The organism is Rugamonas sp. GW822-FHT03B10, assembly GCF_058801745.1.
Map to the genome: position 1 here is coordinate 138,598 of NZ_JBXANP010000008.1, position 18,471 is coordinate 157,068.

At 68.1% G+C, this 18,471-nt stretch carries 16 protein-coding genes; 4 read left to right on the top strand and 12 right to left on the bottom strand.

The features are described from left to right. Positions 1-13: 13 nt before the first annotated feature. The 4 genes from AC1RQG_RS15230 to AC1RQG_RS15245 all read right to left on the bottom strand — a co-directional run bounded on the left by AC1RQG_RS15230 (position 14) and on the right by AC1RQG_RS15245 (position 4,503). Positions 14-1,201 carry a hypothetical protein gene (locus AC1RQG_RS15230; RefSeq protein WP_493132783.1) on the bottom strand — a complete coding sequence of 396 codons (1,188 nt, stop codon included), beginning with the start codon at positions 1,199-1,201 and terminating at the stop codon, positions 14-16. Continuing rightward, positions 1,201-2,676, bottom strand: a complete 1,476-nt coding sequence (locus tag AC1RQG_RS15235; RefSeq protein WP_493132785.1) for an MBOAT family O-acyltransferase — start codon at positions 2,674-2,676, stop codon at positions 1,201-1,203. Before AC1RQG_RS15235 ends, AC1RQG_RS15230 begins: the two co-directional genes overlap by 1 nt. Positions 2,677-2,757: 81 nt before the next feature. Then, positions 2,758-2,991: a hypothetical protein gene (locus AC1RQG_RS15240; protein WP_493132788.1), complete on the bottom strand. Its 234-nt coding sequence runs from the start codon at positions 2,989-2,991 to the stop codon at positions 2,758-2,760. 24 nt (positions 2,992-3,015) lie between these two features. Beyond that, a complete protein-coding gene (locus AC1RQG_RS15245) occupies positions 3,016-4,503 on the bottom strand; it encodes a methyl-accepting chemotaxis protein (RefSeq protein WP_493132790.1) in 1,488 nt (495 codons plus the stop codon). 229 nt (positions 4,504-4,732) lie between these two features. Here AC1RQG_RS15245 and AC1RQG_RS15250 point away from each other — a divergent pair, with 229 nt between their 5' ends. The 4 genes from AC1RQG_RS15250 (at position 4,733) to AC1RQG_RS15265 (ending at position 9,902) form a co-directional block, all read left to right on the top strand. Continuing rightward, positions 4,733-5,221: a dihydrofolate reductase gene (locus tag AC1RQG_RS15250; protein ID WP_493132792.1), complete on the top strand. Its 489-nt coding sequence runs from the start codon at positions 4,733-4,735 to the stop codon at positions 5,219-5,221. A gap of 44 nt (positions 5,222-5,265) precedes the next feature. Further along, positions 5,266-5,886: a DUF4337 domain-containing protein gene (locus AC1RQG_RS15255; protein ID WP_493132794.1), complete on the top strand. Its 621-nt coding sequence runs from the start codon at positions 5,266-5,268 to the stop codon at positions 5,884-5,886. A 166-nt stretch (positions 5,887-6,052) separates the two neighbouring features. Continuing rightward, a complete protein-coding gene (locus AC1RQG_RS15260; protein WP_493132796.1) occupies positions 6,053-8,305 on the top strand; it encodes an Orn/Lys/Arg family decarboxylase in 2,253 nt (750 codons plus the stop codon). Positions 8,306-8,525: 220 nt separating this feature from the next. Beyond that, complete coding sequence (locus AC1RQG_RS15265) at positions 8,526-9,902, top strand: sigma 54-interacting transcriptional regulator (protein WP_493132797.1); 1,377 nt, start codon at positions 8,526-8,528, stop codon at positions 9,900-9,902. Positions 9,903-9,936: 34 nt separating this feature from the next. On the opposite strand, the gene AC1RQG_RS15270 is transcribed toward AC1RQG_RS15265, so the two are convergent. From AC1RQG_RS15270 to AC1RQG_RS15305, 8 genes are all read right to left on the bottom strand, one after another. Beyond that, a complete protein-coding gene (locus tag AC1RQG_RS15270) occupies positions 9,937-10,665 on the bottom strand; it encodes an amidohydrolase family protein (RefSeq protein ID WP_493132799.1) in 729 nt (242 codons plus the stop codon). Then, positions 10,662-11,474, bottom strand: coding sequence for a hypothetical protein (locus AC1RQG_RS15275; protein ID WP_493132801.1), 813 nt, complete (start codon positions 11,472-11,474; stop codon positions 10,662-10,664). Before AC1RQG_RS15275 ends, AC1RQG_RS15270 begins: the two co-directional genes overlap by 4 nt. Continuing rightward, positions 11,458-12,501 carry a PLP-dependent aminotransferase family protein gene (locus AC1RQG_RS15280; RefSeq protein WP_493132804.1) on the bottom strand — a complete coding sequence of 348 codons (1,044 nt, stop codon included), beginning with the start codon at positions 12,499-12,501 and terminating at the stop codon, positions 11,458-11,460. The genes AC1RQG_RS15275 and AC1RQG_RS15280 overlap by 17 nt, the downstream gene beginning before the upstream one ends. Before the next feature lie 6 nt (positions 12,502-12,507). Then, positions 12,508-14,658 carry a hypothetical protein gene (locus AC1RQG_RS15285; protein ID WP_493132806.1) on the bottom strand — a complete coding sequence of 717 codons (2,151 nt, stop codon included), beginning with the start codon at positions 14,656-14,658 and terminating at the stop codon, positions 12,508-12,510. Between the two features lies 1 nt (position 14,659). Further along, on the bottom strand, positions 14,660-15,973 hold the full coding sequence (locus AC1RQG_RS15290) for a hypothetical protein (RefSeq protein WP_493132808.1): 1,314 nt from the start codon (positions 15,971-15,973) through the stop codon (positions 14,660-14,662). Positions 15,974-15,978: 5 nt separating this feature from the next. Then, the gene (locus AC1RQG_RS15295; RefSeq protein ID WP_493132811.1) at positions 15,979-16,701 is read right to left on the bottom strand and encodes a hypothetical protein; all 723 of its coding nucleotides are present in this window, start codon (positions 16,699-16,701) and stop codon (positions 15,979-15,981) included. An 87-nt stretch (positions 16,702-16,788) separates the two neighbouring features. After that, on the bottom strand, positions 16,789-17,334 hold the full coding sequence (locus AC1RQG_RS15300) for a hypothetical protein (protein WP_493132813.1): 546 nt from the start codon (positions 17,332-17,334) through the stop codon (positions 16,789-16,791). 258 nt (positions 17,335-17,592) lie between these two features. Continuing rightward, complete coding sequence (locus tag AC1RQG_RS15305) at positions 17,593-18,471, bottom strand: dioxygenase family protein (RefSeq protein ID WP_493132815.1); 879 nt, start codon at positions 18,469-18,471, stop codon at positions 17,593-17,595.

The window sequence follows — 18,471 nt, forward strand, 5'->3', positions numbered from 1 at the left end:
TTTGCCGGTGTTGCTACGCCGAAGCGGCGTCGCGGCGCAGGCGCGCGACGATGGCGCGCACTTCCTCCCGCAGGCCCGGCCGCGCCGCCAGACAGGCGGCGCGCTCGCGGGCGATGCGCGCGCGGTTCGCCGCCAGCGTGGCCGTGTCGAGCACCATGCCCAAGCCATCATAGCCTTCGCCGGTGGCCAGCGCATGCAGCATCGCATCGCCGAGCGCCTTTTTGAAGTGGCCGCCCTCCCAATACCACTGCGTTGCGGCGGACGAGCCGCTGGCCGGTATCGCCTCGCACTGGCGCGCGCCGAATCCACTGAAATCGGCCAGCAGGATGTGCGCGCCGGGATGACGCGCGCGCGCGGCCCGCACCTCCTCCGCCACGATCGCCTTCCACGCCTCGAACCACGGCCACAGCCCGGTTTCCTCGAACAGCAGCAGCACCTGGGCGTGGTAGGGATAGATGACCAACTTGATGTCGGCGCCCGCGTCGGCCAGCATGTCGAGTATGCGGCGCGTATCGCGCCGGGCCCGCTCCGCGTTGAACCCCGTGCGCGCCTTGCGCAGGTAGGTGGCCGCGTTCTCCTCGGCGCGCCGCTGGAAGATCAGGTGATAGCCATCGACCCGGGCGTAGGCCAGGTATTCGCGCAGCGGGTTGAAGCCGCGCGGGCTCATGGATTCGGCGTAGTCGTCATGCTGGATGCGCAGCGTGCGCAGGCTGTCCTTGAGCGATGCGAACGAGTACAGCGTGTCGAAGCGCCAGAACGCGCGGTCGGCGGGAACCTCGGGCGCCACCGCGCGCGCGGGACGGGGCGCATCGGCGTAATTGAGGAACTCCATGCCGACGATGGCGCCGGCCGGCTTCACGCCATGCGCGCGCAGAGTGGCGATCTGGCTGATCACGGTGTCCATCACGGAACCGGCGATGGCCAGGTTATAGGCGTCGCCCCAGGTGTCGGGGTCGAATCCGATCTCGGCGCGCGAATTGCCGAAGATGTAATTGGCGGCGCCGGAACGCAGCGCGATGCTGGCCTTGATCTCCTCCTGATAGCGCGTGAGCGACGGCTTGACCGCGTTCAGCCCGGCGCGGTTGACGGCGCCATACACGCCGTAGGGATCGACCACGTACACGAAGGCCGCGCAGGCGGCGCTGCCCATGGCCAGCACCGACAGGACGGTGCGCAGGAAGGTGCGGGCGTGGGCGTCCATCAGAACTGGAAATAGAGGAAGTCGCTGGGACGGTTGAGCGACAGCAGATCGAGCAAGGCGATCACCCCGATCGCCACGCCCCACGCGCGCGTGGGCGCCCACGCCAGCCATGGCGCGCGGTGCCGGCCACAGTCCAGCGCGGGCGCGAAGCGGGCCATGATCTGCTGCGTGTTCGGGCACAGAAACACGATGGCCGCCGCCGCGCCAACGGCGCTCCAGGTGTCGATGAACTGGCTGCCGCCGCCACCGTAGAACGTCACGCCCATGCGCTGCGCCAGCGGCAGCAGGCCGCCAAGCCGGCTGGCGAAGGCGTCCGGCAAGGCCATGCCGTTGGCGCCGCTCATCCCGCCCACGTAGGCCAGGGCCGTGTGCAGGTCGGCGGCGCGGAAGAACACCCACGCGTAGCACACGGCGATGAAAGTGAGCGCCGTCGCGGCACGCCGTCCCAGCGGCGGGCGCAGCGCGGCCCAGGCGTGGTGCACGCCCAGATACACGCCATGCAAGCCGCCCCAGATGACGAAATTCCAGCCGGCGCCGTGCCACAGTCCGCCGAGCAGCATGGTGACCATGAGGTTGACGTAGCGCCGCGCCTTGCCATGGCGGTTGCCGCCGATCCGGACGTACAGGTAATCGCGCAGGAAGCGCGACAGCGTCATGTGCCAACGGCGCCAGAATTCGCTGATGTCGGCCGCCTGGTATGGCGACGCGAAGTTGAGCGGCAGGCGCACGCCGAACAGGCGGGATAGCCCGATCGCCATGTCCGAGTAGCCGGAAAAATCGAAGTAGAGCTGGAAGGCGTAGGCCAGCACACCGCCCCACGCGAGCAGCAGCGACGGGCTGCCGCCCTGGTTGAACACCGCATTCGCGTACGGCGCGATGTTATCGGCGATCAGCACCTTCTTCGCCAGTCCGGCGAAGAAGATGGTCGCGCCCACGGCGAAGTCGAGCGCATGCGGGCGGTAGGTGGCCCGGTCCGCGAACTGCGGCATCATCTCCTTGTGGTGCAGCACGGGGCCGGCCACCAGGTGCGGAAAGTAGGTCACGAATAGCAGGTAGTGGGCAAAGCGGCTCTCGCTGGCCTTGCCCTCGCAGGTATCGACGAGGTAGGCGATCTGGGTGAAGGTGAAGAACGAGATCCCGATCGGCAGCACGATGTCCGGCGCCGGCAGGTGCGCGGTGGCGGCGAGCAATCCCGCATATTTGAACCAGCCGAGGGCGAGCAGATTGGCCGCCACGCCCGCCGCCAGCCAGTGCCGGCCCGGCCTGCGCCGCAGCCGGGCGCCTAGCCGGTAATTCAATACGACGGAGATCAGCAGCAAGGGCAGGAAGCGCGGATTCCAGTAGCCATAAAAGAACAGCGAGGCGGCGGCCAGCCACCATGCGGCGGCCACCGGGGAACGGCGCCCCAGCAGAAAGAAGCCGGCCAGCACGACCGGCAGGTACAGCAGCAGGAATGGGTGGGAATTGAACAACATGGCCGGCGCGTCCACGGAAATGCCCATCGTATGACGGGCCGCGCGCGCCGGCTTTACGCCAGATCATGCTGTCCGGCCGGGTCAGAACGCTTCCCAGTCGTCATTTCCCCTGGCGCTGTTCGCCACCGCCTTCGGCCGCACAGGCGCGGCCGCCGGCCTGTCCCCGGCCACGCGCGGGGCGGCCGGCTTGAACGGCTTAAGCGGCGCGGGGCGGGCCGCCGGCGACGGTTGCGGCGCGGCGGCGCGGCCAGGGGCCATGCCATCGAGCCTGAACACGCTCACCACCTGGGCCAGCGACGCGGCCTGCTCCTGCAACGAGGTGGCGGCCGCCGACGCCTGCTACACCAGCGCCACGTTCCGCTGGGTGATGGCGTCCATCTGGCCGATGTCGGCGTTGATCTGGTCCAGGCCCGCCGTCTGCTCCTGGCTGGCCTGCGTGATCTCGCCCATGATGTCGGCCACGCGCTGGATGCTGGTCACCACTTCCTGCATCGTGGCCCCGGCCTCGTCCACCAGCCGCGCGCCGGTGCCCACCTTCTCCACGGAGTCGCCGATCAACTCCTTGATTTCCTTGGCCGCGCCGGCGCTGCGCTGCGCCAGGTTGCGCACCTCGGACGCCACCACGGCGAAGCCGCGCCCCTGCTCCCCGGCGCGCGCCGCTTCCACGGCCGCGTTCAGGGCCAGGATATTGGTTTGGAAGGCAATGCCATCGATCACGCCGATGATGTCGACGATCTTGCGGGACGACTCGTTGATCGACCCCATGGTCTGCACCACCTCGCCCACCACCGTGCCGCCCTTGACGGCCACCTCCGAGGCCGACTGCGCCAGCTGGTTGGCCTGGCGCGCGTTGTCGGCGTTCTGGCGCACGGTGCCCGTCAGTTGCGCCATCGCGTGCGCGGTGCGGTCGAGCGAACCGGCTTGCTCGCCGGTGCGGTCCGACAGGTCCATATTGCCGGCCGCGATCTGGTCCGATGCGCTGGCGATGGTGTCCGTGCTGCCGCGCACTTCGCGCACGATGCCGGCCAGGTTGCCCTTCATCCGGTCCAGCGCCGTCAGCAGCGCGCCGATTTCGTTGTCGCTGCGCGCTTCGATGCGGCCCGTGAGGTCGCCGCCGGCCACGCGCGTGGCGATCGTCATGGCCTGCTCCAGCGGCGCGGAAATGGCGCGCAGCAGCGCAGCGCCCACGACCGCCCCCACCACCAGCCCAATGGCCAGCACCGCCACCATGGTCCCGGTGGTGGCCGCGAGGCTGGCGCCGACGGCCGCCTCGTTGGCCCTGGCCTTGGACGCGGCCAGATCGGTCAGGGCCTTGAGCGCCTCGTCGCCCTTGCGGTAGGACGGGTTGATCTGCTTGATGAGGATGGATTCGGCCTCGTCCCACTGGCCGCCCTTAATGGCCGCGCCGGCCGCCTTGATGGCCTCCAGGCCCAGGCCCGCGCTGTCGGCATACCACTGCCCGGCGAGGCGCTTCTCCTCCGGCGAGTTGATGCCGGCCAGGTAACCGTCCCAGCGCTTGGCCGTGCGGGCCGTGAAGGTGGCGATCAGGTCGAAGTGCACGGTCAACGGGTGGTCGTGCAGCTTGGCCCAGCCCAGCTCCGGATTGTGCTGCAACGCTTGCAGGATCTGGCTGCGGCTCTGCTCCATGTCGAGCCGCATCGCGTTCAATTCAGTGCTATTCTGCTGGTCGCGCAGGGTCACCTGCTGGACCAGGCCCACGGAATGGCCGGCGCCGTAGATGCCCATCAGGCCGTTGGCCAGCATGAGCGCCAGCAGCACGGCCAGCGCGCCGATCACCAGCGTTCTGATTTTTAAATTCGTCAACATTTCCGCACCCCCTCAGTATTGTTTCTGATTGCCACGCCGTTTCCCGGTTTTGTTAAATCCCCATCCACGTGTCGCTAACAATTTCCTCGTACAATACGCAAAAAATCATCGTTGAAACTCACACATTTTCACTCTGGAATGATTGATTTAAGTATCACATCGCAAGCGACCGTGACGTTCCCCGGCGCAGGCCGAATTCACCGATAATGGACCTATTTCGCACCACCACATGAGCCAACTGAACATCATCGTCGCCATGGACGCCCAGCGCGGCATCGGCATCGCCAACACCCTGCCCTGGCGCCTGCCGGAAGACCTGGCCCATTTCAAGCGCCTCACGACCGGCCATCCCATCCTGATGGGACGCAAGACGTTCGAATCCATCGGCCGCCCGCTGCCGGGCCGGCGCAACATCGTCATCACCCGCAACGGCGACTGGCGCCACGACGGCGTGGAGACGGCCGCCTCGCTGGACGCGGCCATTGCCTTGGTGCAAGACGTGCCGGCTTACATCATAGGCGGCGCCGAGATTTACGGACAGGCGCTGGCACTGGCCGATCAGCTTGATCTGACCTGCATCAACCAAACCTTCTCCTGCGACGCCTTTTTCCCCGCCATCGCCGCCGATGCGTGGGTCGAGACGGCGCGCGAGGCGCATGTCTCGGCCGCCGGCCTCGAATACGCCTTCGTCACGCTGCGCCGCCGCGCCGCGCCATAACGCCCCCCATCAGCGCCATCTTATTTAGAGGAACCCTTCAAACCATGTCTGGACACGGATTTCACGTACACGGCCCGCACGACCACGCGGTGGAGCATGCGGCCCACGGCAGCGACAGCTTTTCCAACAACATCGCCGTCATGACGGCCATCCTGGCCACCGTGGGCGCCATGTTCGGCTACCAGGGCGGCGCCACCCAGAACGACGCGGCCCTGTTCAAGAACAACGCCGCCATCGACAAGACCCAGGCCGCCAACAGCTGGAACTACTACCAGGCCAAGTCCAACAAGCAGAACCTGGCCGAACTGGCCATGACCCTGCCCGGCGTGGACGTGGAGCGCTACAAGACGGAAGTGGCACGCTACAAGGCGGAAAAGGAAGACATCAAGAAGGACGCCGAAAAGTGGGAGGCATCGTCCACCGAATGGAACCACAAGTCCGATGAGGCCATGCATGCCCACCACCAGTGGGCGCTGGCCACCACGGCCGAGCAGATCGCCATTTCGCTGGCGGCCATCACCTTGTTGACAAGGAAAAAATGGCTGCAGGCGGCCGCCTACGGCGTGGCCGGCGTCGGCATCGCGCTGGGCGCGTTCGCGTGGCTGCACGTGGACCCGCTGGGCGCCCTGCTGCTCAAGCTGGGCGGCGGCGCCGCCGGCCACTGACGGGGATGGGCCCATCGCGGAAAAAGGCGCTAATTTTTTCACCACGGCGCCCCCATTTCTGCGAGAATCCCGTTCTTAATTTTTTTATGCGCGCCGAACCACCGCGACGCGCGCCCAGCCCGCCCCTGTACAACAGTCAGGGGCGGTCTTCTTTTCTGGAGACAGCATGAAATTTCGTTTCCCCATCGTCATCATTGACGAGGATTTCCGTTCTGAGAACACGTCCGGCCTCGGTATTCGCGCCCTGGCCGCCGCGATGGAAAAAGAAGGCATGGAAGTGCTGGGCGTGACCAGCTACGGCGACCTGTCGCAGTTCGCGCAGCAGCAATCGCGCGCCTCGGCCTTCGTGCTGTCGATCGACGACGAGGAATTCGGCGGCGGTTCGGTCGAGGAAACCGACCACGCGCTCAAATCGCTGCGCGCCTTCGTCGAGGAAATCCGCTACAAGAACGCCGACATCCCGATCTACCTGTACGGCGAGACGCGCACCTCGCGCCACATCCCCAACGACATCCTGCGCGAGCTGCACGGCTTCATCCACATGTTCGAGGACACGCCCGAATTCGTGGCGCGCCACATCATCCGCGAGGCCAAGTCCTACCTGGACGGCCTGTCGCCGCCGTTCTTCCGCGCCCTGGTGCACTACGCCAACGACGGTTCCTACTCGTGGCACTGCCCCGGCCACTCGGGCGGCGTGGCGTTCCTGAAGTCGCCCATCGGCCAGATGTTCCACCAGTTCTTCGGCGAGAACATGCTGCGCGCCGACGTCTGCAACGCGGTGGAGGAACTGGGCCAGCTGCTCGACCACACGGGCCCCGTGGCCGCGTCCGAGCGCAACGCGGCGCGCATCTTCAACGCCGACCACTGCTACTTCGTCACCAACGGCACCTCGACCTCGAACAAGATGGTGTGGCACTCGACCGTCGCCCCCGGCGACATCGTGGTGGTGGACCGCAACTGCCACAAGTCCATCCTGCACTCGATCATCATGTGCGGCGCGATCCCCGTGTTCCTGATGCCGACCCGCAACCACCTGGGCATCATCGGCCCGATTCCGCTGGAGGAATTCACGCCCGAGAGCATCGCCCGCAAGATCGAGGCGAACCCGTTCGCGCGCGAGGCGGCCAACAAGAAGCCGCGCATCCTCACCATCACCCAGTCCACCTACGACGGCGTGATCTACAACGTGGAGACGCTGCGCGAAATGTTGGACGGTAAGATCGACACGCTGCACTTCGACGAGGCATGGCTGCCGCACGCCACCTTCCACGACTTCTACAAGAACATGCACGCCATCGGCAAGGACCGTCCGCGCGCCAAGGAGTCGATGATCTTCTCGACCCAGTCCACGCACAAGCTGCTGGCCGGCCTGTCGCAGGCCTCGCAGGTGCTGGTGCGCGAATCGGAGTCCGTCAAGCTGGACCAGGATGCCTTCAACGAGGCCTACCTGATGCATACCTCGACCTCGCCGCAGTATTCCATCATCGCATCGTGCGACGTGGCCGCGGCCATGATGGAGGCGCCGGGCGGCACCGCGCTGGTGGAGGAATCGATCATCGAGGCGCTGGACTTCCGCCGCGCCATGAAGAAGATCGACGAGGAATGGGGCAAGGACTGGTGGTTCAAGGTCTGGGGTCCGGACCACTTCGCCGAGGACGGCATCGGCTCGCGCGACGACTGGATCATCCGCGCCGGCGACACCTGGCACGGTTTCGGCGACCTGGCGCCGGGCTTCAACATGCTCGACCCGATCAAGGCCACCATCGTCAACCCCGGCCTGGCGCTGGACGGCACATTCGCCGAGACCGGCATCCCGGCCTCCATCGTGACCAAGTACCTGGCCGAGCATGGCGTGATCATCGAGAAGTGCGGCCTGTACTCGTTCTTCATCATGTTCACCATCGGCATCACCAAGGGCCGCTGGAACACGCTGCTGACGGCGCTGCAGCAGTTCAAGGACGACTACGACAAGAACCAGCCGATGTGGCGCATCCTGCCCGAGTTCGCGGCCGCCAACCCGGTCTACGAGAAATTGGGCCTGCGCGACCTGTGCCAGCAGATCCACAACTTCTACAAGGCCTACGACGTGGCGCGCCTGACGACGGAGATGTATCTGTCGGACATGATCCCGGCCATGAAGCCGTCGGACGCCTTCGCCAAGATGGCGCACCGCGAGATCGAGCGCGTGGCGATCGACGAGCTGGAAGGCCGCATCACGTCCATCCTGCTGACGCCCTACCCGCCGGGCATCCCGCTGCTGATTCCGGGCGAGCGCTTCAACAAGACCATCGTCGACTACCTGCGCTTCGCCCGCGACTTCAACGAGCGCTTCCCCGGCTTCGAGACGGACGTGCACGGGCTGGTCAAGCGCGAGGTGGATGGCAAGCGCGGCTATTTCGTCGACTGCGTCAAACAGTAAGCCGGCCACGCCCGTCCAATCGGGGATGCACCACGCTATCCAAGGCGTGAAGCATCCCCGATTTTTTTTGCGTGCGCACCCGCCGCGCACGATACGCACAGCGCAAACGTGCGCATGGTTGCGCAATCTATAATGCACCACGGTCCCGGGCATCGGCCCCTGCCCCTGTGGTGCAGGCGCCACAGGGGCCCGCGTCCTGGGTACCGCTGGCTGCGATCACATGAATCCGACACCACCCGCCGTCTGCCTGCATGCCGCCACGCCTGCCTTGTCCGGGCGGGCCGCGTTGCTGGCACAGCGATGGGCGCGGCAAGGGATCGCCATCCACGCAGGCGAAAAGGATGAGTCCGCCTGCCGGGTCGTGTTGCTGGACGACGCGGAGCCCGCGCAGCTGGCGGCGCTCGCGCCACGGCACGAGAACAGCGATGTCTTCGCCCTGCTGTGCCGCGCTGAAGCGCCGCCCGCCGCCCTATGCTGGAATGTACTCTCTGCCGGGGCCGCCGATGTGCTGTGGTGGCCATGCGACGACGCCGATCCGGCGCCGCTGCTGGCCCGCATCGAACGCCGGCGCGCGGTGGCCCGGCTGGCGGAATCGGACGCCGTGCGCCGGACACTGGTGGGGCGCAGCGCTGTCTGGCGCGCCCTCGTTGATGAGGTGGTGGAGGTGGCCGCGTTCAGCACATCGTCGGTCCTGATCACGGGCGAGACGGGCACCGGCAAGGACCTGATCGCCCAAGCCATCCACCAGCTCAGCGGTAGCGCGGGCGAGCTGACCGTACTCGATTGCACCACGCTATCGCCCGAACTGGCCGGCAGCGAATTGTTCGGCCATGAACGGGGCGCCTACACGGGCGCGGTGGGCGCGCGCGATGGCGCGTTCGCGCAGGCCGACCAGGGCGTGCTGTTTCTGGACGAGATAGGCGAACTGCCGCTGCCGCTGCAAGCCCAGTTGCTGCGCGTGGTGCAGGAGCACAAATACAAACGGGTGGGCGGCAACAGCTGGCAGCCCAGCCATTTCCGCCTGATCTGCGCCACCAACCGCGATCTGGAGGCCGACGTGGCGCAGGGCCGGTTCCGCGCCGACCTGCTGTACCGCATCGCCGGCTGGCGTTGCCGCACACCGCCCTTGCGCGAGCGGCGCGAGGACATTCTGCCGCTGGTGACGCACTTCCTGGCCGCGCACGCCGCGCCGCAACCCGGCTGCGAGCTCGATCCGTCCGTGCGCGACTATCTGCTCACGCGCGACTATCCCGGCAACGTGCGCGAGTTGCGGCAGATCGTGGCGCGGCTGTGGCACCGCCATTGCGGTTGCGGCCCCATCACATTGGGCGCTGTGCCGCCCGATGAACGCGTGCATTGCGATGCCCCGCTGGCCTCCTCGTGGCCGGACGCCGCGTTCGCCGGCGCCATCCGGTGCGCGCTGGACCTGGGCCTGAGCCTGGCCCGCATCACCCAGGCCAGTGCCGACATGGCGATCCGGATCGTGCTGGAACAGGAAGGCGGCAGCAACCAGCGCGCCGCCCAGCGGCTGGGCGTGACGGACCGCGCGCTGCAAATCCGGCGCAAGACGCGGCCGGCCGATGGCACGCAAGCATGAGCCGGCACCGGGCCGGCATCGCCGCCATGTACCGTCAGGCGAGCCGGCACAGACGCCGCAAATTCCCGCCCAGGATCAGTGATTCATCCTCCTGCGACAGCCCGAGCAGACGCACCTTGTGCAGCTCCAGCCCCGGATGCAGCCACGGGCCGTCGGAGCCGAACAACACCTTGTGCGCGCCGGCCCGCCGCACGGCCTGCTGCAGCAGGTCGAAGCGGCGGATGCCGGCGGTGTCCGTGTAGATGTTCGGATGCCGGACCAGATGGTCGATCATGGCCAGTTGCGCGCTCCAGTCGTCGGCGAAGCTGCCGAGGTGGGGCAGGATGAAATCGACGTCAGGATAGTCCTTCGCCAGCAATTCGGCCACCGCCACCTCGCCCACGGGATCGTACAACACGGGCAAGTGGAAGGCGCGGGCCGCATCGCACACTTCGCCATTGATGCGCGCGTCGTGGCGATGCAATTTGACGCCCACGAAGCCCAGCTGCTCGACCGCCTCGCGCAACATGGCGTGGATGCGGCCCCGGTCGCGCGTGGCATGGACGAAGGCGAAACCGAGCAGCCGGTGCGGCGCGGCGGCCACGATGCGGGCCACGGCGCGATTGGCGCGCGCATAGTCGGAGTGGAACGCGGCGAACAACACGCTGCGCGTGATGCCCGCGCGCGCGGCCCGGCGCAGATAACGCGCCAGCCCCGCGTTCGCATCCCACGGGCCGCTCAAGCCGTCGCCCGGCCCGGCGTGGCAATGGCAGTCGATGATCATGGCAACGTGGGCACATGGCGCCGCGCCGCCACCAGCACGGCGGCGCGCACGGACTGCGGGCTGCCGTCGCCCCGCCCGGCCAGCTGCGCAGCCGTCCCGGCCAGCCGCACGAAGCGCCGCGCCATTTCGAATTCCTGCTGTTGCGGCGCCATGCCCGCGAACTCCATCTCCAATGCCTGACTGACGGCCGTGCCCACCGCCCGCCCCAGCGCCGTGCCCACGCCCGGTATCGGAATCAGCGTCCCCAGCGCGCCGCCCACATAGGGCAAGGCGCGCTTGGCGACGGCCTTGAGCACGCCGCCCAGTGGTGAGGCCACCTTCTTGACCCCCTTCCACACGCTGCTGAAGACGTTGCCCAGGAATTGCTCCATCTCCGCCTCGCTGGACACGGACAGCAGCTCCATCGCCAGCTCCTGTTCGCGGTCCGCGCTGAACGGCGAACCGGGGCCCTCCGCCGGGGCGCCGAACGGCAGCACATCGAAGGTCGCCGCGCCGCCGCATTGCGAGCAATCGCAGTACGGCGGATGCCATACCGGCTCATCGTCATAGGGCCACAGGCCGGAACCGTAATAGACGCGGTGGTGCGGCCGATGACGCGGCCACGGATGGCCCGCGTGATGCCCATGCTGTCCCCATCGCCCCCACCCGCCCTTGCCGACCTTGGCGCCCATGCCGCCGGCGCCGCCCGCGCGGTATGCGCCGCCCCTGAACGTTCGCCCGCCGCGCTCCGGCTCCAGTTCGAACTCCCCTTCCGGCTGTGCCGCGTTGGCCTGGGCCGGGAAAGGCAACGTGTCAAATTTGTGGTTCATAACGGTCCTCCAACAAGGTCGCAAGCGCGTCAAGCGCCTGCTCGATATGCTCCGGGCGGTGGTCCGCGCGCAGCAGAAAAGTGAGTGCACCGCGCCGTCCCGTCCACTGCGCGACGGCGTGTGTTCCCTGGCCTGCCAGCGCGGCCTGCAAACGCGCGGGCGCACACCCTGACGGCAACGGCACGGTCTGGACGGGAAACTCCCCACCGTGGCAACGCATGCCCCGCAGTGCCGCGCCGTCCCGGAACCGCGCCACGTTGCGCCACAAACGGGCGCGCAAACTGTCGCCGCAACGCTGGTTGATGGCCAGCGCCCGCGCCGCCGCCGCGACGACGGCCACGGACGGCGGACTACAATGGCGCCGCACCTCACTACGATTGGCGAACCACTGGCCAAATGCGGCGCTGCCGGCCAACACCGCCAACGGCGCGCCGAAGCCCTTCGCCAACGACGCCCCCACCATCACCCGCGGGCCTGCCACGCCGGGCAGGCGCAGCGAACCGCCACCTTGCCAGCCCTTCACCCCCAACGCCTGCGTATCGTCCAGCACCAGATAGCCATCCCACTCGGCCGCGATGCGGGCATAATCGGCCAGCGGCGGTCCGCTGTCCGCACCCGGACAATAGCCATCCGCCAGAATCAACGGACGCCTTCCTGCCTGGGCCGCGCGCCGCGCCAGCCGCGCCGCCACCGGCACCGCGCCGCGTGGAAACTGCTGCATCACGGCGCCTCGCATCACGGCCCGCTGCGCCCCCCAGCGCGCGATCGGATAAGCGCCGCCATCGACCAGCACCGCCAGCGGTTGTTCGGCCAGCATGCCGAACAGATCCCAGAACAGGTGCAGCGTGGATGGCATCAGCAATGCCGCTTCGCTGCCCAGCAAGCGTGCCAACCCGGCCGCCACCGGCCGCGCGCCCGGCGCCTCCTCCAGCGCCGCCGGGCGCCCCAGCGTCAACGTCCGCCAGCCACCGAGCGCGGCCGATGGATGGCGCATGCCCAGATACAGCGCGCTGCAGAAGTCGGCCATGCCGCGTCAGGCCGTGCTCCGAACCTGCTCGGCCAGCCGCTGGCGCAGCAGCACGGACGGAATGGTCGCCTCGGCCACCGCGTCCAGCTTCTCCATCGACAGGTCCACGCCGGTCGCGGCCCGGTACGCGTGGATGTAGCCCTGCACCTGCGGCCGCCAGAAGCGGGCCCAGTTGAAGGCCGGCGTCGGCTCATAGACATCGGACCAGGCGCCGTAGCGCACCGACAGCAGCACCTGTTCCCCGAACATGGCCAGGCTGCGGAAGTGCATCACGCTGGTGTCGGTCCAGCCCTGCAGCTTCTTCATCGCGTCCACCCGGTCCATCCACGGTTCGGGATAGGCCACCATCAGACGGGTGGGCAGGAACTCGCGGAACTCGGGCCGCGCCAGCAGCCACTGCTGCATCAGCATCTCGATGCGGGCGGTGGACGGCAGGTCGCCGAACTGGTTGTGCGCGCCCTGCGACAGGATCAGGTGCACTTCCTTGAGCGCGTTCAGCACGGGGAAGGCGTCGGCCTTGACGGTGGTGTCGTCGTCCTGCTTGTAGAACTGCGTGCACAGCCGCAGCAAGTGGTGGAACGCTTCGAGGAACTTGGAGCGGGTGTCGGCCGCGCGCATGTGCTGCACGGCCTTGCCCTCCAGCCGCACGCCGTAATGATGGTCATATTCGTAGTTGCGGCGCACCACCGTCAGCCGATGCTGCTCATCCTGCGTGTAACCCCAGATCAGGTTGTTCAACGGGCGCAGCATGTCGATCTCGGTGTTGGCCAGCGGATCGTTGGCGCCGGGGCCGCGCACGTTCTGGAAGCGCTGGGTGATGGCGTTCATGGTCTGCACCAGCATGCCCTCCTCGTGCCAGTAGGACCAGATCAGCTCCAGCAGGCAGGGATTGGCCAGCTTGTCCTGCAGGATGCCGAAGCACAGGTCGGCGTCGTGCTCGCGCCCGTGGGCGATCTGGATCGGAATGTCGGGCAGCTTGCGGCGGATGATGGCCAGGTAGGGCAAGGTCGCCGTGCCGTCCACCTTCTCCAGATAGTCGTCCAGCAGCACCGTCTCCAGATCCTTGCCGGGCGGGATGTCGCGCCGGTCCAGATAGGCGTTGTCCTCGTCGGGATTGAAGGCCAGCGGCTTGCTCAGCACCCCGCAGTTGACCATCACGAACGCCTCCGTGGCCGCCTTCAGCACACGGTAGGACTCGGCGTCCGTGAACGGCAGCGCGCGCCGGTGACGCAGATGGTGGAAGCGGTCGGCCTTCTTCAGGAAACGCTCGCCCTCGAAGCCGGCCGGGCCGAACACGGTGCCATTCGCCGGTTCGGCGCAAAACAGGCTGTCGATGAAATGGAGGTAGTTGGTGAAGCTCATGGCCTCGGTGCTGTTGCGGATCAGCGTCCACAGCGGCAGGTCCTCGGTCGGCTCGGTCTCGGTGCGCGACAGCGACACGCCCACGTTACCGGAGATCAGCTGGGGCGTGCGCTCCTCGGCTTCGAATTCGGCGGCCAGCGCGATCATGGCCGGCGGCCCGCCGGCGCCGGACGCGCCCGCCCCGGCCACGCCGGCCAGCACCGCGTTGGCACGCCGGCCCAGCAGCAGCTGGGCCTCGAAGCGCTGCACGCCGGGCCGGCGCACGGTGCAGCTGAACTGGTAGTCTTCGCCGCGCACCTTGGTCCATGGCGCGACCGGCACCACGTCGACATGGGACCGCACATCGTCGCTGGCGTCGCCAAAAAAGCCCACCTGCGCCGTCACGCGGTCGCTCACGCGGGCCGTGTGGCAATCGCTGGGCTGGCAATCGGGCGTCTCGAAACTCAACGTCACCTCGGGATCGACCTCCAGGTCGAAACACAGCAAGGCGGCGCAGCCCGCGTGCACTTGCGCGCATTGGGGCGCAGTGACGGGAAAATGGTCATACACGGCAACGTAGACCGCCGGCGGCAGGTCTGGGAAAGTGGCGTAGCCGCGCGCATCGGTCACGCGCACGTCGAGCGGCGCTTCCTGGGCGCCGCTCCATTTCACGGGATCGAACTTGCTGCAGTCGCCAGTGCCGCGGTACAGGGCGATGGCGGCATTGACGACGACCGCGCCGCTCGCCTTGTCATGCACGCTGACCTGGACCGCGCCGGGCCGGATATCGGCGGCCGCCGGGTTCTTGGTTGTCATTTCATGCTCCTTCCAGGGTGGACAAACGATGTTGATGCGCGCCGCACACGGCGCTGGTGTCTAAGGTGGTGCGCAGCGCCCAGTGCGTGAGCAGGCGCTCGACCAGCGCCGCCTCGGCTTCGGGCGCCAGCGTGCCGTCGGCCCGCGCCTGCCCCAGCACGGCGAACACGAGCGAGGGCGCGGCGCGGTACATGCGCTCCGGCGTCCGGTTCCAGAAGCGGAACAGCAGCTGCAGGCGCGCGGGCTGGCGCGCCGACGCGTTCATCGCTTCCAGCAGCGAGCGCCCGCGCAAGGCCGGTGGCCGGTGCTGCACCAACAGGCCGACCAGCGCCGGCATACTGTCCTGCAGCTGCGCCAAAACCTGCAACTGTGGCGGCGCCAGCCCGGCCGGCGGATAGTAGGATTCCCACAAACGTTCGAGCCGCTCCCATTGCGGGTGCGGATAGACGCTGCGCCCCATGGCGCAACTGAGCTTGACCCGTATCCACGGCACGGGGTGCGGATCGTCCGCGTTCAGCCGGAACACGAACGCGCGCGGCAGGCTGACCACGCCGATCAGGCCCAGCGTGGCCACCACGCCCACCCGCAACAGCGACCAGAAATCGGCCACGATCTCCGATATCCAGCGTTCCCACAGCTGCCATGCCTGGGGCGCCCCTGCGCCACCGCGCTGCATGGCCTGCAGCAGCGGGCGCACCGAGTTGACCAGATCGAGCAGGGCCGCGCCCTGGTGCCCCACCTCATGCACCAGCGACGAGGCGATGCCGCTGCCGACCATGCGCTCGCGCGGCACCCGCACGATGGCCACCGGGTTCTCGCCACCGCCGGGCAAGCGGGTGCGCGCCCGCCGTATCGCGGCGCCGGGTCCGCGGTCGAGGTAGCAGACCACGGGCGGCGCCTGGTAGTACGCCCCGGCCAGCGTCAGCGCATCGGCTGCCACCGCGTCGAGGCCGGACAGCCAGACGCCGTTTTCGTGCTCGCTGCGCTGGGTGATCACCTCGTTGAACAGGTCGAACTGGGTCAGCGCGGCGTTGAAGCGCAGGCGCAGGAAGGTGAAGCGGCGCTGCGCATCGGCCGCGCTGGCCATCTGCCGGGCCGGCCCCTGCAACCACGCCAGATACCCGCGCAACATGCCGTGCAGCTCGCGCCGTCCGCGCGCCAGATAGCTCTCGATGGCCGTCTGTGCCTGCGGCAGCAGCGCCGCCGCCGGCACCATCGGCTCGATCAGCGCGAACGGCCGCAGGCGCTCGAGACGCGCCTGCAACGACCGCGCCTCCTGCGTCAGCATCCACACGGCGAATGCGCTGATGGCCATGGCGGTCATGCTCCGTACAGGACGATCTTGTGGCCATGACGCATCCAGCGCCCCGACTGGCCCCGCCCGTGCGCGGCGCCCTGTGCGCCGGCGTGCATGCCCGGCGCACCGCCGAAAGTGGCGGGCGCGCCACCCGGCGTGCCGGCGCGCGCCAGCAGGCCCGGTGCGAACTGGCGCGCCGCCGCCGTGGCCGCCGCCTGCGCGATGGCGCGCGGATCGCCGGCCCCGCGCGCGGCGGCGGCCCGGTTGACGGTATCGGCGGCCAATCGGACGAACTGCCGCGCGCCCTCGAATTCACGGTCCTCGCCGCCGATCGATTCCGCTTCCAGACCCAGCGCGCCGCCGGCGGCCGAGGCCAGCCCGCTGCCGATCTTGGCGCCCAGCGGACCGCCGAAGTAGCCGCCGATGGCGCCACCGGCCAGCGGCAGCGCCTTCTTGGCCACGCCTTTCAGCACGCCGCCGATGGCCTGCCCTATCGGCGACTTGATCACCTGCCCGGCCACCGACGCCGCCTTGCGCAGGAAGCTGCCCAGGAACTGTTCGAGCTCGGCCTCGTTGCTGACCGAGAGCAGCTCGTTGGCCAGTTCCATCTCCTCCGCTTCCGAGAACATGCCTTGCTGGCCCATCTCGCCCCCCCACTCTCCCTGGCCGAATTCAAATTGTTCCGACTCGTAGCCGGACATTTCCTGCTGGCCGAATTCCAGCGTTGTACGATCGATGTCATGCATGGTGAACTCCCCATCTCTGGTCAAACAACAAATGCGCGGGCGAACGGGCCACCCGGCGCGCCACTAAGCCTCTCCCTCCCCAACCTGTCAGCAGTCGTAGACGATGATGCGGTCGCCGTGCCGCTGCCAGCGGCCCATCCGTCCAGCCTCGCAATGGAGCAGGCCGGGCGCGTGGCTGCGCGCCGACTCGGCCAGCGCCGCCGCGACACCGGCGGGCCTGACCGCATCCGCCGCCAGCCGGATCGCTTCCCGGGCAAAACGGACAAAGCGCTGCGCGAGCTCGAACTCCTTGTCTTCGGGGCTCAAGCCCTCCAGCTCAACGCCGAAGATGCGGGCCGCGCGGGCGACCGGATCGCTCTTGCCACGCCGCCGCAACGACTCGATCACCGGAGTGCCCGGCCAGCCATGCAGTGGCAACACTTGCCGGGCCGCCCGTTTGAGCGCGTCCGCCAGCGGCGCAGGGCCGCCGCCTGTCCGCACCATCGCATCGATGAAGCGGTCCAGCTGCGCCCCGCCCCGCAGTTCCAGCAGGCGGGCCGCCAGCGTCAGTTCATCGCCGCTGGCCAGGCCGCCGACGCTGGACGCTTCGAGAAATTCAAGCTCAGGACGGTAGTCGAGCAGTCGCTGGTTCATAGGTGCTCCGGTTGGACTGGCGCGCTTGCGCCCATGTCCATTGCATCGCAAGCGCCATGCCAGCGGGCGCGCGCAAGCACGCGTGCCAACGCGGCGAAATCAACTTCGGAAGAGGGCTTTTTATGCGCCGTGGCGGCGAAATCGCTTTCGCCCACGGGCCGGAGAAGGAAACAATTGCTGGCGAGGAAGCGCGCCTGCAGGGGGACAGGCATGCGGCGCCTTGCCGCATGCCCTAAGCGCTGTAGAACCGTAACAACGTCAAGCGCTAACGCCCACCGTCAGGGTGACGACATAACCGTCGGTCGCATTGCCCGTCACGGCCACCATCTGCAAGGACGTGCCGTCGCCAAACACGTTATCGGTCGCGTAGCTGATCTGGGCCAGGTTGCGCACGCTGGCGCTGTAACCCGCGCTCGCATAGACCTCGTTCAGCGTCGCCATCGGGAACGTGAATTGGGAAGTCTTGATCCGGTTCGCCGCGCTCACGCTCTTGGCCAGCGTGGGATACACCTCGAAGTGCACGTGCGGCATGCGCCCCGCGTAGCAGCCGGGGAAGATGGTGCTGAAGCTGACGACGCCGTCGCTGTCTGCCTCCTGCACACCGCGCAGGTAGTTCTGGTCCGTCACGCCGCTGGAGTACAGCGAATAGTTGCCGTCGCGGTCGCAGTGCCACAGATAGACGGCGTACCCCGGCAGGGCCGCGCAAGCGCCGTTGGCGTTGACGATCCGCAGCTTGACCGTCAACGGCACACCGGCCGCCACGGCCGTCGCGCCATTGAAGCTACTGCGGATATCGCTGCGCACCACGCCCGACAAATCGAGCACACTGGTGGCGCCGCCGCCGGCGCCGTTGCTGTTGGTGCCATCGGCCGGGTAAGGTCCGCCCGTCTCCTCCGGGATCACGGCGCAGGAGCCGGCCGATCCCGTGGCGGTGGTTCCGCTGGAGCCCGATGAGGTGCCGCTGCTGGCCGTGCCGGCATCCGTGACGGACGATCCGCCGCCGCAGCCCAGCACCGGCAGCGCCGACGCGCCCGCAAGCAGCCAGCGCAGCGACTGGCGCCGGCTGGTGTGCATGCCCATCATCGCGGACAGGTCGTCCGCCAGGCTGTGGCCATGTGCCTCGTGGTTGTTCTCCAT